The 15394-nt window shown below is 70.6% G+C and carries 14 protein-coding genes and 1 riboswitch; of the genes, 8 read left to right on the top strand and 6 right to left on the bottom strand.

Going from position 1 to position 15394, the window contains the following annotated elements; translation table 11 throughout:
* Window positions 1-65: 65 nt before the first annotated feature.
* Entirely contained in the window at window positions 66-1619 is a 1554-nt protein-coding gene (locus tag BJ986_RS01100) for an MFS transporter (protein ID WP_179420322.1), read from the bottom strand.
* A gap of 65 nt (window positions 1620-1684) precedes the next feature.
* Window positions 1685-2329, bottom strand: coding sequence for a TetR/AcrR family transcriptional regulator (locus BJ986_RS01095; RefSeq protein WP_337794646.1), 645 nt, complete (start codon window positions 2327-2329; stop codon window positions 1685-1687).
* 250 nt (window positions 2330-2579) lie between these two features.
* Between BJ986_RS01095 and BJ986_RS01090 the strand changes: the two genes are divergently transcribed.
* Entirely contained in the window at window positions 2580-3515 is a 936-nt protein-coding gene (locus BJ986_RS01090) for a PAC2 family protein (protein WP_179420320.1), read from the top strand.
* 27 nt (window positions 3516-3542) lie between these two features.
* On the opposite strand, the gene BJ986_RS01085 is transcribed toward BJ986_RS01090, so the two are convergent.
* The 4 genes from BJ986_RS01085 to BJ986_RS01070 are packed head-to-tail and all read right to left on the bottom strand — an operon-like array spanning window position 3543 to window position 7588.
* Window positions 3543-4343, bottom strand: coding sequence for a DUF1206 domain-containing protein (locus tag BJ986_RS01085; RefSeq protein ID WP_179420319.1), 801 nt, complete (start codon window positions 4341-4343; stop codon window positions 3543-3545).
* A gap of 45 nt (window positions 4344-4388) precedes the next feature.
* Window positions 4389-6080: a DNA polymerase gene (locus BJ986_RS01080; RefSeq protein ID WP_179420318.1), complete on the bottom strand. Its 1692-nt coding sequence runs from the start codon at window positions 6078-6080 to the stop codon at window positions 4389-4391.
* Window positions 6081-6140: 60 nt separating this feature from the next.
* Window positions 6141-6575 (bottom strand): SufE family protein, encoded by a 435-nt coding sequence (locus BJ986_RS01075; RefSeq protein WP_179423353.1) that lies wholly within the window; start codon window positions 6573-6575, stop codon window positions 6141-6143.
* Window positions 6576-6616: 41 nt separating this feature from the next.
* Complete coding sequence (locus BJ986_RS01070; RefSeq protein ID WP_179420317.1) at window positions 6617-7588, bottom strand: sulfurtransferase; 972 nt, start codon at window positions 7586-7588, stop codon at window positions 6617-6619.
* 84 nt (window positions 7589-7672) lie between these two features.
* Here BJ986_RS01070 and BJ986_RS01065 point away from each other — a divergent pair, with 84 nt between their 5' ends.
* From BJ986_RS01065 to BJ986_RS01035, 7 genes are all read left to right on the top strand, one after another.
* Window positions 7673-8389: an EcsC family protein gene (locus tag BJ986_RS01065; protein WP_337794645.1), complete on the top strand. Its 717-nt coding sequence runs from the start codon at window positions 7673-7675 to the stop codon at window positions 8387-8389.
* 163 nt (window positions 8390-8552) lie between these two features.
* Window positions 8553-8924, top strand: coding sequence for a YkvA family protein (locus tag BJ986_RS01060; protein WP_179420316.1), 372 nt, complete (start codon window positions 8553-8555; stop codon window positions 8922-8924).
* A 142-nt stretch (window positions 8925-9066) separates the two neighbouring features.
* A complete protein-coding gene (locus BJ986_RS01055) occupies window positions 9067-10149 on the top strand; it encodes a DUF4192 domain-containing protein (protein ID WP_179420315.1) in 1083 nt (360 codons plus the stop codon).
* 59 nt (window positions 10150-10208) lie between these two features.
* Window positions 10209-10319, top strand: a riboswitch (SAM riboswitch).
* 17 nt (window positions 10320-10336) lie between these two features.
* On the top strand, window positions 10337-11473 hold the full coding sequence (gene metX / locus BJ986_RS01050; protein ID WP_179420314.1) for a homoserine O-acetyltransferase MetX: 1137 nt from the start codon (window positions 10337-10339) through the stop codon (window positions 11471-11473).
* A gap of 106 nt (window positions 11474-11579) precedes the next feature.
* Entirely contained in the window at window positions 11580-11981 is a 402-nt protein-coding gene (locus tag BJ986_RS01045) for a universal stress protein (RefSeq protein ID WP_179420313.1), read from the top strand.
* Between the two features lie 193 nt (window positions 11982-12174).
* Window positions 12175-13902, top strand: a complete 1728-nt coding sequence (locus tag BJ986_RS01040) for an RNA polymerase sigma factor (protein ID WP_420372031.1) — start codon at window positions 12175-12177, stop codon at window positions 13900-13902.
* A 115-nt stretch (window positions 13903-14017) separates the two neighbouring features.
* On the top strand, window positions 14018-14941 hold the full coding sequence (locus BJ986_RS01035) for a tyrosine-type recombinase/integrase (RefSeq protein ID WP_337794644.1): 924 nt from the start codon (window positions 14018-14020) through the stop codon (window positions 14939-14941).
* Window positions 14942-15394 lie beyond the last annotated feature (453 nt).

Raw genomic sequence — 15394 nt, 5'->3', positions numbered from 1 at the left:
CGCCCTGCCCGGACGCACGAAGGCCCCGACCACCGGGGTGGTCGGGGCCTTCGAGGGTGATCGGGTCAGGCGAGGTGGACGTTCTCGTGGCCTTCGGACGACAGCGACTCGTGCTTGACGTTGAGGAAGCCGAACGTGATGAGCGAGCCGACGGCGATCATGCATGCGGCCACGAGGTAGGCGTGGCTCGAGCCGAACGTCTGCGCCTGCAGGGCGATCTGGTGCTGGGCGGCGTGGACCTTGTCGGCGGACAGCGTGCCCGAGGCCACCTTGGCCTGGAGCGCGGCGCCGAGCTCGGCACCCCGGTCCTTGGCACCGTTCGCGAACACCGTGCTCAGCGTGGCCAGACCCAGTGCCCCACCGACCTGCTGCATGGTGTTGAGCACCGCGGACGCCACCCCGGAGTCCTCCGCCGCCACGCCGGCCGTGGCCGTGAGGGTCATCGGCACGAACGTCAGGCCCATGCCGACCGCGAGGACGACGATCCAGGGGAGCAGGCCCGTGGTGTAGGAGCTGTTGACGTCGAGCTGGGCGAACCCGAACATGCCGGTGGCGGCCAGCAGCGTGCCGGTGCCGGAGATCCACCGGGGGTCGACCCTGGTCATCAGGGTCGAGGCGATCTGGGCGGCGACCACGATGCCGAAGGAGAAGGGCAGGAACGCGAAGCCCGACTTGAGCGGCGAGTAGCCCAGCACCTGCTGGATGTACAGGCCGAGGAAGTAGAACATCGCGAACATCGCAGCGCCGACGATGAGCATCACCGCGAAGGACGTGCCGCGGGTGCGGTCGGCCAGGATGCGGATGGGCAGCAGGGCGTGGGTGGAGCGGGTCTCGACGACCACGAACGAGACGAGCAGGACGACGCCGGCGATGAGGGTGGTCAGCGTGGTGGCCGAGGTCCACGAGTCGCTGGCCGCGTTGGTCAGGCCGTAGACGAGGGACACCAGCCCACCCGTGCCGAGGATGGCGCCGGGAACGTCGATGCGACCCTTGCCCCGCTCGGACTCGGAGAGGAAGCGCGGCGCGAGGAAGGCCACGAACAGGCCGATCGGCACGTTGATGAACATCGTCCAGCGCCAGTCGATCTCGGTGAGCGCGCCACCGAGGATGAGGCCGACGGCCGCGCCCGCCCCGGACATCGCGGCATACACGCCCATGGCACGGTTGCGCGCCGGGCCGGCCGGGAAGGTGGTGGTGATCAGCGCGAGGGCGGTGGGGGAGGCCAGCGCGGCGCCGATGCCCTGCAGCGCGCGGGCACCGAGCAGCATGCCCTCGCTCTGGGCGAGGCCGCCGAGCAGGGAGGCACCGGCGAAGACGAGCACCCCGGTCATGAAGACCTTGCGGCGACCGAACAGGTCACCCAGTCGTCCACCGAGCAGGAGCAGCCCACCGAAGGCGAGCGTGTAGGCCGTGACCACCCAGGACAGGTTCTCCTGGGTGAAGCCGAGGTCGGCCATGATGTGCGGCATCGCGATGTTCACGATCGTGCCGTCGAGCACGACCATGAGCTGGGCGGCCGTGATGACGGTCAGGGCGATGCCCAGGTGCCGGCCCTTGCCGCTGGACGCGACCTCGGGTTCCGGAGTCGAGACGGGCTCGACGACAGCAGTCGAAGACATGGGTGTTCCTTGGTGTGTGGGTCGTGCGTGAGTTGTGTGTGAGTGGTGCGGGGTGGAGCCGTGGGTCAGTCGCGCTGGAGGGTCGCAGCGCAGGCGGGGAGGACGACGCTGTCCACCAGGGAGATGAGGCGTTCCTGCGACGGGTGGGTGCCCGTCAACATCGCATCGTGAATGGTGATCGCCGGCAGCAGTCGCGCCAGCAGCTCCAGATCGGCGTCCTTGCCGATCTCCCCGCGCTGTTGGGCGGCGCGGAAGGTCTTGAGGGTGACCGCCATCTTGGGGCCGATGAGGCGGGTCATGATGGCGTCGCGCAGCTCGGCGTCCCGGTGCAGCGACCCGAGGAGGGCGGCGAAGACCTGCAGCGGCAGGTCCTCCCCGATGCCGCCCTTGGCACAGGCCTGGGCGATGAGGTCTCCCCGCAGGCTGCCCGTGTCGGGGTAGCGGTCGGCCTCGACCCCGATCATGAGCTGGAGCGCGTCGACGACCAGGTCGACCTTGCCCGGCCAGCGGCGGTACAGCGTCGCCTTCGAGGCCTTGGCGGCGCCTGCGACGGCGTCGAAGTTGAGCCGGTCGTAGCCGACGTCGGCCAGCGTCACGAGGGCCGCTTCGAGGATCTCCCGCTCGCGGTCACCCTCGACCCGGGGGCGGGTGCGCGCCGGTTCGGCCGACTCCTGCGTCTCGGGGGCGGTGGTGGTGCTCGTGGGGGTCACGGGGTGCTTCCTCTGTCGGGATGGAACGACTGTCGGTATGAAAAGGACTGTCGGGATAGAACGAAACTGTTTCGTTTCATCCAACCGTACGCCCGCCTCGGCCATTCCGCCAATCCCGGAATGTGACGCGCATCACTCGAGACCGGTCGGCGAAACTCCCGACGATGGTGGAGGCGGGGCACGGAATCCCCTGCCATGCTCAAGCGTTGGCACTGTCGAACACGTCACGAGACCAACCGCTGGAGTAGCCGTGCTGAACCCGTCCGAGCTCTACCACTTCGAGACCGACACCGATCCGCAGGAGCTGCGGGCGTCGGTCATGCTCGTCGCTCTCGGCGGCTTCATGGACGCCGGCCACACGCAGCGGATCCTCACCGAGCACCTCCTCGGGTCCGGAGAGTCCACCGTCGTCGCGTCCTTCGACACCGACCAGATGGTCGACTACCGCAGCCGCCGGCCCGCGATGGTCTTCGACGCGAACCGCTGGCTGAGCTATGACGACCCGTGCCTGGCGTTGCACCGTCTCGTCGACCGCGACGGAACGCCCTACTTCCTGCTGACCGGGCCCGAGCCCGACTTCCAGTGGGAGCGGATGACCGAAGCGGTGCGCCAGCTCGTGGTGCTGCTCGGCGTCGACCTCGTCGTCAGCGCCCACGGCATTCCCATGGCGGTGCCGCACACGCGCCCCATCGGGCTCACCTCCCACGCCACAGACCCGCGGCTGATTCCGTTGCAGGACAACCCGTTCGGGCGCGTCGAGGTGCCGGCGAGCCTGTCCTCCCTGCTCGAGCTGCGGCTGGGGGAGTCCGGCCACGACGCCCTCGGGTTCGCGGTGCACGTGCCGCACTACCTGGCGCAGGCCGAGTTCGCCGACGGCGCCGTGACGGCGCTCAACGCGATCACGGCGGCGACCGGGCTCAACCTGCCCATCGACGACCTCGTCGCCCAGGCCGGCCTGAACCGGGCCGAGATCGCCCGCGAGATCGAGGGCTCCGACGAGGTGTCCCAGGTCATCGCCGCACTGGAGCGCCAGTACGACACCTTCAGCGAGGGCCGCCAGAAGCCGAGCCTGCTCGCCACGGACGTGAGCGAGCTGCCGTCGGCGGACGAGATCGGCGCGGAGTTCGAGCAGTTCCTGCGCGACGTCGCCGAGGACGAGTCGTCAGGCGAGGGCAACCCCACCTGACGGTGGCTCGGACCTTCTGACGGTCGCTCAGACCTTCGCGTGCTTGGCGCGCGAGAAGCTGTAGACCCCGAACGCGGCGAAGCCGATGGCCATGAGGATGAGCAGCGCGGTGCCGAACGGCTGGTCGCGCAGGGACTTCAGCGCTCCGTCGAGCCCGGAGGCCTCCTGGGGCTGCTTGTTGATCCCGGCGGTCACGAAGAGGAACCCGACGATCACGAGGGCGACACCCTTGGCGACGTAGCCGAACCGGCCGGCCCGGGTCGCCCACATGCCCGGGTGGTCCTTGAGGTCCTGGAGGAACTTCATCTTCCAGCCCTTGTAGACGTGGTAGAGCCCGACGCCGACGACGCCGAGACCGATGATCACCACGAGGGTGCGCCCACCGGGCTTCTCCAGCAGCTTCGCGGTGAAGTCCACGCTCTGGCTCCGGCCGTTGGTGGCCTTGCCGGTCGCGAAGCGGAATGCCGAATAGGCGAGCGCGAGGTACACCACGGCCTTGCCGACTGCCTTGGCACGACCGCCCCACGCGTCCTTGTCGTCGCCCGGGTGTCCGACGACGGCGTCCGCGAGCTGCCAGACGGCGAGTCCCAGGAACCCGACGACGCTCACCCAGAGCAGCACCTTGCCGAGGCCGTTGCCGGCGAGGGACGCGAGCGCCCCGCTCTGGTCGGCGTTCTTGCCACCGCCGCCGTACGCGACCTGGAGGGTGATCCAGCCGATCAGCAGGTGGAGGAGCCCGCTGGTGGCGTACCCCACGCGGGCGAGGCCCTCGAGGGCCGGGTGGTCTGAGGCCCTGCTGGCGACTCGCTTGACGTCGTGATATTCCATGGCACCACCTAACCACTCATCCGTGCAGGTCAGGGAGATTGACGGCTAGTCCTTCGCTTCTGACCACCGCCGGATGACCGAGGCGTCGGCGACGAACCGCACCTGGGTCGACCCGGTCCAGCGTCGCGCGCTGTCGGTCAGGGCACGCTCGAGCCGCGCCTTCGTCTCGTCGGCGTTCTCCTCGGGGACGTGGACGAGCAGCTCGTCGTGCAGGCAGAGCACGATCTGTGCCCCGAGGTCTCGGGTGGTGGCCCTGACCGTGGCCGCCCAGGCCTTGAACAGCTCGGCCGCGCTGCCCTGGATGACGGCGTTGCGGGCGAACCTGCCGCGCGCGGCGTCCGAGGCGGCCGCGTCTTCGGCGGCCACGTCGGCAAGGACGGTGTCAAGCCGGATGAGCCGACCGCCGAAGGTGCGCAGTGGCTCGCGGCGCAACCCCGCGGCATACGCGGCATCGAGGTATCCCATGGCGACCGGGTAGGTGCGCTCGAGGTCCTTGAGCGCCTCACCGGCGGCGCCGCTGCGCTGGCCGTACATCGCCGCGAGGACGGCGATCTTGGCTACCGGGCGGTCCACGCCGAGGGCGGCCGCCACCGGTGCGTACAGGTCGTCGGCCCGGGTCGCGGCGGCGAAGGCCTCGTCACCGGAGACCGCGGCCAGCACCCGGGGCTCGATCTGGCCGAGGTCAGCGCGGACGAACACATGACCGGGGTGCGCGGCCACGGCGGGGCGCAGGGACGTGGGCAGGTTGTGGAGGCCGTTCTGGGCGGTCATCCGGCCGGCGGCCCCGTCGCAGGCCGTCCACTCGCCGCGCAGTCTGTCGTCCGGGCCCACGTGCGTGTCGAGCCAGGGGTAGCCGTACGTGGTGGCGATGCGTTCGGCCCGGCGCCACTCGAGCAGGGCGCCGACGACGGGATGGGCGTCGCGGAACGGCTCGAGGACCCACTTGCGCGTGTTGGGCACGACGACCCCGACGGACGCGAGGAGCTCCTTGACCTGCACCGGGCTTCGCAGGTCCGTGGACTCGCGACCGGGCGTGTGGGACAGCACCCGCCGGTCGCGGTCGGCTCGGATGCGTCGTAGGTCAGCGTCGCCGTCGGGGCGCGGACCTGCTGCGTCGGCGATCAGCCGCTCCGCGGTCGCCCGGTCGACGGGCAGCCCGTCGCGGGCGAGCTCGAGGCACAGGAAGGCCGCCGCGGACTCGGAGTGGGCTGCTGCCACCGACCGCGGGCCGACGGCCGCGAGGGCTGACTCCTGGGCCTGCGCGCACGCCAGGGCAGCTCGTGCCCACGCCACCAGGGTCGCGTCGTCGGGGTGCCAGGTGGCAGTGCCCGCGTCCGGATCGAGGTAACCCCCCGGGGAGCCCAGCGCCATGGGGGCCGACGAGGAGTCGGTGGTGTGGAAGTCGAAGAGGTCACCGCGCGTCGGCGCGGGCAGGCCCGCACGGTCCAGCCGGTGGGCCGCGGCCCACGCGACCTGTGGGCTCGCCTCCCAGCCGCCCACGAGCAGCCGGTGGGCCTCCGCGACGTCCCAGCAGCGGGTCACCGGGATCCCGGCCGCGACGAGCGCGGTGGCGTCCACCCGGCCCGACCACCAGACCCACCGCACGTCACCGGCCTGCTCGAGGTCGGCCGCACGCTGGACGAGGTCCTCGCCCGGGCCGACCACCTCGAGGTGTTCGCCCACGATCGCGGCGCGACCGTCCGCGGTGGCGACGAAGGCAAGGGGGGCAACAGGCATGGCGGGCACATCCTCGCACCCGTGACCGACGACCTCGCCGTGATGGGACGGGATCGGTTGCTAGGAGCGGGTTCTCAGGGCGACCTGGCGCTTGATCCGGCTCAGCATCCCGACCATGCCGCGCAGCCGCAGGGGTGAGACCGCCTCGCCGAGGGAGAAGCGGTACGGCGCGTCCTCAGGGACGGCGAGCACCTGCGCGGCAGTCAGGCCGTCGAGTCCCTCGCTGAGGATCCCGGCGAACCCGCGCGTGGTCGGCGCCTCCTGCGGGGCCGAGAAGAACAGGTGCACGGCCCGCTCGCCGGGGTCGTCGGCAGGCTCGTCGTCGACCTCCACCGCGAGGAAGATCGGGGACTGGCACTCGTGGACCTGCTCCATCTCACCCAGCCGGCCGGCATACCGCTCGGGCAGCTCGGGCAGGCCCTCGCTGAACTCCAGCAGGAGCTCCAGGCGTTGCGGCGCAAGCAGGTCCGCGAAGTCGTCGGCGATCTCCTGCATCGCCGCCGGCAGCGGTGCGGACCCGGTCGCGGCGGTGTCGGTCACGCCGGCGCGCCCTGCTCCACCGGGACGCGCACGCTGTTTCCCCACTCGGTCCAGGAGCCGTCGTAGTTGCGGACGTCGTCGAAGCCCAGCAGGTGCGTCAGGACGAACCACGTGTGGGACGAGCGCTCACCGATGCGGCAGTAGGCGATCGTGGGGTCGGCGGGGGACAGCCCCTGCTCCTGGAGGTAGATGGCCTCGAGGTCCTCGCGGGACCTGAACGTGCCGTCCTCGTTGGCCGCGCGGGCCCACGGCACCGACTTCGCGCCCGGGATGTGCCCGCCGCGCATGGCACCTTCCTGCGGGTAGTCGGGCATGTGCAGCAGCTCGCCGCTGTACTCGCCGGGGGAGCGGACGTCGACCAGGGGCCCGCCGAGGTGGGCGAGCACGTCCTCCTTGAACGCCCGGATAGGCGCGTCGTCCCGCTCGACCACCGGGTATGCCGCGTCGCCGGCCAGGGTGGGCACGGCAGGGACCTCGCGGGTCAGCTCGCGTCCCTCGGCCGCCCACTTGGCGCGCCCACCGTCGAGCAGCCGCACGTCCTCGTGTCCGAAGAGGCTCATCACCCACAGGGCGTAGGCGGCCCACCAGTTGTTCTTGTCCCCGTAGAGCACGACCGTCGTGTCGCGCCCGACTCCGCGGGCGGACATCACGGCAGCGAACTGCTGCGCGTCGACGTAGTCACGGACCACCGGGTCGTTCAGGTCCTGGTGCCAGTCCAGCTTGAGGGAGCCCGGGATGTGGCCGGTGTCGTAGAGCAGCACGTCCTCATCGGACTCCAGGACGACGATGCCGTCGGGGCCTCCGACTGCGCCTGCCTCGATCTGCTCGGCCAACCACTGCGTGCTGACCAGCCGCTCGGGGTGGGCGTAGCGGGAGAAGCTGCCGGACGAGTCTGCGCTGTCTGAGTCTGCGCTGTCGGAATCTGCGGTGTCGGGGGCTGCGGTGTCGGGGGCTGCGGTGTCGACCATGTGCCAAGGCTAATCCCGCTGGTCACGGGCCCCCGTGGCAGGATGGCCGGGACCGATCGACAACGAACCCGAAGGGGTGCTGACGTGGGCTTTCTCGGAATGGGCAAGGACGAGGCCGAGGCGAAGCCGACCTCGGCGCTCGAACAGGCGCAGGCCCCCCGCGAGGACTCGGGGATGTTCTCCGGAGCCGTGACCGGTCTGATCGAGAGCCTCCTCGATCTCGGTATCGACGGGAAGGGTCCGTTCGACTCGGCCCAGAAGGTCGCCGACGTGAAGCGCGCCGAGAAGCCCGACTCGGAGGAGGCCGTCGACGCCGTCGTGCGAGGTCACCTCAAGCTCGCCGCGGCCGGCGGGTTCGTGACCGGGCTCGGCGGTTTCGTGACGCTGCCGGTGGCGCTGCCGGCCAACGTCGTCGAGTTCTACGTCGTCGCGACCCGGATGGTCGCCTCGATCGCGTCCCTGCGGGGCTACGACATCAACCAGCCCGAGATCCGCTCGGCCGTGCTTCTCACCCTCGTCGGTGCGGATGCGGACGACCTGCTCAAGAAGGCGGGCGTGACGCCCACCGGCCGGCTCGCGAACCTCGCGGCCCAGCGGCTGCCCGGCCCGGCGATGATGGTGGTCAACAAGGCGGTCGGGTTCCGCCTGCTGTCGACCGCGGGGAAGAAGACGTTGAGCCGCTTCGGCAAGGGCGTCCCGGTCATCGGCGGGGTGGTGGGAGCCGGCTTGGACAGCTATCTGCTGAAGAAGATCGCCGACCACGCGCGCCACGAGTTCCCCCCGAGGGCCAGAGGTCTCTGAGTGGCGGGGCTTTGAGTGGCGGGTCTCTGAGTGGCGCGCGCACCCGCCTTCGCGCAGGCTGGGTGTGCTCCGGGGAATCACCGGGGCAGTCGCGTCGTTTGAACCGTGTCCGGGCCACGTCGGTGTCCGGGAGCCTGCGCCCTCCAACCACGGGAGTCTGACCATGGCCAAGACCCGCTTCGGTGCCCTGCGCACCATCGCCACCGCAGTACGCACCGCCACCCGTCCGGGATCGCCCGCGATGGGCGAGCGCCTGATGAGCCTGCCCCGGCTGTTCCGTGCGACCTTCAGCGGCGAGTATGCCGGGACCAGCCGCGGCCGCCTGATGATGGTGCTCGCGGGGGTGGCGTACGTCGTGTCGCCCATCGACCTGGTCCCCGAGCTCGCTCTGTCGGTCTTCGGCCTGGCCGACGATGCGGTGGTCGTCTCGTGGATCGCGGCGACGGTCGTCAACGAGACCGAGTCGTTCCTGGCCTGGGAGCGCACGGGTTCGGCCGCCGCGCGCGAGACCGTGCAGGGGAACGTCGTCCGCTGACGTCCTCGCCAGCGGCGTGACGGCGCCGATACGGCGCCGTCACGGCGTCCCTCGCCCCCGCGCCCTGCCTCCGGAGGACACCCGTCCACAGGGTTCCGGCCGCTCGCTGACGGGACGGCCGGGCCGCGGCCAGCGTTGGCCCATGAGCCAGATCAGACTGCGCGGCCCGGCGGACGTCGTCGCCGTCCTGCCCTACCAGCTCGGGTACCACCCGCAGGACTCGATCGTGGTGCTCGCGCTGCACGGTCGCAGCGTCGGGCTCATCGAGCGCATCGACCTGCCACCTCCGGAGGACGTCGAGCAGGTCGGTCTCGTCCTGGTGGGACCGCTGCTGCGTGATCGGCCCGAAGCCGTGATGCTCGTCGGCTACGAGACCGAGCGCGGGGCGAGCAGGCCCGTGCTGGACGTGGTGCGCCGACTCGCGACCGAGGCCGACCTGGACGTGCTCGACCGCCTCGTCGTCCACGACGGGCGCTGGTTCGGCATCGACTGCGCCGAGCCGTGCTGCCCACCCGACGGGGTCCGGGTGCAGGCTGCTGTCGACACCCCCGCGGTCGCCGAGTACGTCGGGCTCGAGGTCTCGCCCCTGAGGGGTCGCTCGGCGATTGCCGACCTCGTGGCCGCCGACCGAGCCCTTGCCGCCCAGGTGTCGGCGGAGCTGACCGCGGTCCGGCGCCCCTACCCGGCACCGTCGCAGGCCGTCGGTCGGCTCCAGGCACTGGCTGGCTGGGCGGTGGTCTGCGACGTGACCGGCGGAGCCCTCGACATCGCCGAGCTCGGCCCGGTCGAGGTCTCCCGCCTCGTGCGCAGCGTCGAGGACCTCGAGCTGCGCGACGCGCTGGTGGCGTGGCTGTGCCCGGGCTCGCTGCCCCTCGAGTCCTTGTCGGCGGACCTGCTCGACGCGATGCGCTGCATCCTGCCGGCGCCCACGTGGCACCACCGGTCCGGGGGCGGGGCCAGCGTCGTCGCGGGGCGCAGGCTTCTTGCCCGGTTCATGTCCCTGGTTCGGAGGGTGCCGGACGAGCGCGCCGCCCCCGCGCTCACCGTGCTCGCCAACCTCGCCTGGTGGCAGGGTGATGGGGCGCTGGCCCGCACCTGCCTGGACCGAGCGCTCCGGTCGAGCCCTGAGTACCGGCTCGCCCTGCTTCTCGAGCGCATGCTCGACCTCGGGGTGCGCCCCGGTGGCCGCGGTCAGCTGCCCCCGGCGGAGCTGCTGTCCGGTTGACGCGTCCACCGTGCGGACGCCGCGGACACGCAAGCGTCCCCCTCGTATGATGGCGGGCAGGTCATGAGTCCCAGCGACAAGCCCCGGCTTGCTGGGCGGCAACCCTCCTCGCGGTGGGGTGCCCCGGGTGAGGACCCGGCCGACCCTGACCTGGGCGGCAAGCGCGAGCGCCACAGGAGCAGTTCCGATGACCACGACCTCCCCTCCACGGGCGACCTCCGGGGCTTGGCGCGACGGTGACCCCGTCGGCCGGCGCCAGTTCGTGGACGTCGGCGCTGTCGAGCTCGAGCGTGGGGGAGTCCTTCCCGCGGTGCGGGTCGCCTACGAGGCCTGGGGTGAGCTCAACGCCGCCGGGGACAACGCCATCCTGGTCGAGCACGCCCTCACCGGGGACAGCCACGTCGAGGGGCCGCCGGGTCCAGGTCATCCGACCCCGGGCTGGTGGGACGGGCTGATCGGTCCCGGTCGGCCCCTTGACACCGACCGCTGGTTCGTCGTGGCATCCAACGTCCTGGGCGGCTGCCAGGGGAGCACCGGGCCCGCCTCGCCGGCCACCGACGGGGCGCCGTGGGGCAGTCGCTTCCCGTTCGTCACGGTGCGCGACCAGGTGCAGACCGAGGCGCTGCTCGCGGACGCCCTCGGCATCGACCGGTGGCGCGCGGTCCTGGGCGGCTCCATGGGGGGAATGCGTGCCATCGAGTGGGCCGTGACCCACCCGACACGGGTGGCCAGTGCCATCGTGCTGGCCAGCACGGCATACGCCACTGCGGAGCAGATCGGCTGGTGCCAGGCGCAGCTGCTCGCCATCCGTGCCGACGCCGACTTCCACGGCGGCGACTACTACGACCGCGGGGCCGGACCAGAGACCGGTCTGGGGATCGCGCGCAGGATCGCGCACGTCACCTACCGCAGCGAGCTCGAGCTCCACGAGCGGTTCGGTCGCGACCCGCAACAGGCAGAGGACCCGCTGGGTGGCCACGGCCGGTATGCCGTGGAGTCCTATCTGGACCACCACGCCGGCAAGCTCGCCGGTCGCTTCGACGCCAACTCCTACGTCGTCCTCACCGAGGCGATGAACTCCCACGACGTCGGCCGCGGCCGTGGGGGAGTCGCCCGGGCGCTCGCCCGGGTCACCGCCGAGCTGGACGTCGTGGCCGTCGACTCCGACCGGCTCTACCCGCCGCGGCTGTCCCAGGAGCTCGTCGACGCCGTCCCGGGAGCTCGCCTGCACACCGTGCACTCCGACTACGGGCACGACGGCTTCCTCATCGAGATCGAGCAGGTCGGGCAGATCGTGGCCGGTGTCCTCGCTCGCCCTGCCTGACCGGGGGGATTTCCGGTACGGTCGGCCCAGCGGCTGCCGTCGCCCGGTGTGCCCGGTCGACCCGGGTCAGCACTGCTACTCGGTCAACTGAACGTAGGAGGTCCCCGTGGCCATCGTTGTGGGATATGTGCCGACGAAGGAAGGCCGCGCCGCACTGCGTCGAGCCGCGGACGAGGCGCTGTTGCGCAAGTCCAAGCTGATCGTCATCAACTCCCAGCGCGGCGGCCGAGACTTCGACGGCGACGAGGCGCACCGGTTCGAGACGGAGCTCAACCGCATCCAGGGTGAGCTCGACCAGGAGGGCCTGGAGCACGAGGTGCGTCAGCTCGTCCGGGGCAACGAGCCGGCCGAGGACCTGATCGCGGTGGCCGAGGAGGAGCACGCCGAGTTCATCGTCATCGGGCTGCGTCGTCGCACCCCCGTCGGCAAGCTCATCCTTGGCTCCAACGCCCAGCGCATCCTGCTCGACGCGTCCTGCCCCGTCCTGGCGGTCAAGGCCGACGCCTGAGGCGCGTCCGGAGTGCACCAATGCGTGTTCTGCGGGCAACTCGTTTTACAATGTCACCAACGAGATCTCGTCAGGGCCCGGCCCAGCCGATCTCGGCAATACTTCCACTCCCGCAGTTGTTGTCACAGACATCCCCGCAAGCATGGCTGTGATGACGTGCGCCGTGCCGCGAGTCCGCGACGAAAGGTAGTCCGTGTCGCCTGTGTCCAAGAAGGCTGCGAGCCCCGCACCGTCTCTGCCCCCCGAGTTCTCCCACCCCGCACTGCAGAAGCTGCTCAAGCAGGGCCGTACCAACGGCTCCGTCGACAGCGGCCAGCTGCGTGACGCGCTGGAGGGGGCCGAGATCGCGCCGAAGCGGATGAAGGCTGTGCTGCGTTCCCTGGACGAGCAGGGCATCCACGTGACCCTCGACTCGGCGACCGCGACCCGCGCGGTGGCTGCCACCAGCACCCGCAAGAAGACGGCCACGGCTCCGGCCAAGAAGGCGGCCGCCAAGACCGCCGTCAAGACCGCAGCCCCCGCGGCCAAGGCGGCGCCGAAGACTGCTGCGCCCAAGGCGACCGCGGCCAAGGCCGATGGGAGCGACCCCAAGGCGGCCAGCAAGACGGCCGCTACCAAGACGACAGCCAGCAAGACTGCGGCCACCAAGGCGACGGCAGGCAAGACTGCGCCTGCCAAGGCGACCACGACGAAGAAGGCCGCCGCCGCAGCCGCCGGCGATCCTGCCCCCGCCGCGACGAAGGCCGCGACCACGAGGGCGGCCGCGAAGACGGCGGCCAAGGGCAAGGCCGCCGCTGAGGGCGACGTCGAGGGCGACGTGGACGGCGAGGTCGATGGCGACGAGCTGGTGGCCGCTGAGCCCGCCGACGTCGTCGAGTCCGAGCTCGAGGACGTCGTGGTCGACGACGACGCCGAGGACGACAAGAAGGACGACGAGGACGAGGGTTCCGGTTTCGTCCTGCGCGACGACGACGAGGACGACGCCCCTGTCCAGCAGGTCGTCACCGCTGGTGCCACCGCTGACCCGGTCAAGGACTACCTCAAGCAGATCGGCAAGGTCGCGCTGCTCAACGCCGAGCAGGAGGTCGAGCTCGCCAAGCGGATCGAGGCCGGACTGTTCGCCGAGGAGCGGCTCAACTCCGGCGACAAGATCGAGATGAAGCTCAAGCGCGAGCTCTGGTGGATCGCCCAGGACGGCAAGAAGGCCAAGAACCACCTGCTCGAGGCCAACCTGCGCCTCGTGGTCTCGCTGGCCAAGCGCTACACCGGTCGCGGCATGCTGTTCCTCGACCTGATCCAGGAGGGCAACCTCGGCCTGATCCGTGCGGTCGAGAAGTTCGACTACACCAAGGGCTACAAGTTCTCGACGTATGCGACGTGGTGGATCCGTCAGGCGATCACCCGGGCCATGGCCGACCAGGCGCGCACCATCCGCATCCCGGTGCACATGGTCGAGGTCATCAACAAGCTGGCCCGCGTGCAGCGCCAGATGCTCCAGGACCTCGGTCGCGAGCCCACCCCGGAGGAGCTCGCCAAGGAGCTCGACATGACGCCGGAGAAGGTCGTCGAGGTCCAGAAGTACGGTCGCGAGCCGATCTCCCTGCACACCCCCCTCGGCGAGGACGGCGACAGCGAGTTCGGTGACCTCATCGAGGACTCCGAGGCGGTCGTGCCGGCCGATGCGGTCAGCTTCACGCTCCTGCAGGAGCAGCTGCACTCGGTGCTCGACACGCTCTCCGAGCGTGAGGCCGGCGTGGTGTCCATGCGGTTCGGCCTCACCGACGGTCAGCCCAAGACGCTCGACGAGATCGGCAAGGTCTACGGCGTGACCCGCGAGCGGATCCGCCAGATCGAGTCCAAGACGATGAGCAAGCTGCGTCACCCGTCGCGCTCCCAGGTGCTGCGCGACTACCTCGACTGACGTTCCCACTCGCTCATTAGCGTTTCCGCAGGTCAGGAGCCTTTAAGGGCTGCTGACCTGCGACACGCTACACCGCATAGCGCTCCTAGTCCAGATATCGCGCTATGCTCGTGTCGTGCCCAAACGAGCGGTCACTCCGGACCTCGGTGTCCTGCTGCCTTCGTGGCTGCTCGCGCTGCGGGCGGACCGCAAGTCCGAGCAGACTGTCAAGACGTACTCGGACGGGGCACGGGCCTATCTGGCATGGTGTGCAGCGCACGAGGCCGAGCCCCTGGAGCGGGGCAGCATCCGGGCATGGGTGGCTGGCCTGCTCGAGGCGGGAGCCCAGCCCACGACCGCCCGCGCCCGCCAGCTGGCCGTCCGCCGCTTCACGTCATGGCTCGCCGAGGAAGGCGAGATCCCGGCTGATCCGTTCGTCGGGATCAAGGCGCCCAAGCTCGACGCCAAGATCGTCGAGCCGCTGACCGACGACGAGCTGAGAGCGCTGCTCAAGGCGTGCACCCCGCCCAAGGGCGCCACGCCGGCCGAGGCGATGCGCTACCGGCGCGACGAGGCCATGCTGCGCCTGATGCTGGAGACCGGCGCGAGGGCTGGCGAGGTGGTGTCGATCGAGCTCGCCGACGTCGACCTACAGGCCGGGACCGCGGTTATCCGCAAGGGCAAGGGCGGCAAGGGCCGGGTGGTCCCATTCGGGCCGCACACCGCGTTGGCGCTCGACCGTTACTTGCGGCTGCGAGCCCACCACCGGCTGGCAGTCACCCCGGCTCTGTGGCTGGGGGACCGGGGCAAGGGCTTCACATACGACGCACTGCACAAGGCCCTGGGGATGCGCGCGACCGCGGCCGGGATCGTCGGCTTTCACCCGCACAAGATGCGCCACACCGCGGCGCACCGCTGGCTGGCCGCGGGAGGCTCCGAAGGTGGGCTGATGGCCGTCGCCGGCTGGACCCGGCCCGACATGCTCATGCGCTACACCAAGGCGCAAGCATCCGCCCGCGCCGCCGACGAGGCTCGAAGCCTCAACCTGGGGGAACTGTAACTCTGCGACACGCCATGTGAGAGCGGTGTGCTGGCACAGCGTTGCGGTAGTCTCGGGCTTACAAATTCAGAACGACGACGCTAGCTAGGACGGCAAGACCACCCCCGCCAGAGTGGTACTTCCGGGCCGAGGCTCAACGGCAGTTGCCGGGCACCGATCACGACCATCAGGGTCCTGTCGGATGTCCGGCGTTCGCGTTTCTAAGGGAACGACTGCCATGAGCGACTCCGAGCTCTCACTACTCGGCCGAATAGGGGCACACGCCTCGTGGGCCAACACGGTCGACCGAACGGCCCGCACGGCTCCAGCAAGGGCCGCCCTCGATGCGAAGTTTCTTGAGCAAGCACAGGGCGACCCTCGGCGGGCCGCGCATCTCCGCAAGGCATACTTCACCCGACTCGCCCTGAAGTCGGCGCAAGCGCGGCGAGCTCGCAGGAGCGGTGACGCGAATGA

Source organism: Pedococcus badiiscoriae (assembly GCF_013408925.1).
Taxonomy (GTDB): domain Bacteria; phylum Actinomycetota; class Actinomycetes; order Actinomycetales; family Dermatophilaceae; genus Pedococcus; species Pedococcus badiiscoriae.
This window is presented reverse-complemented; position numbering and strand designations above follow the sequence as displayed.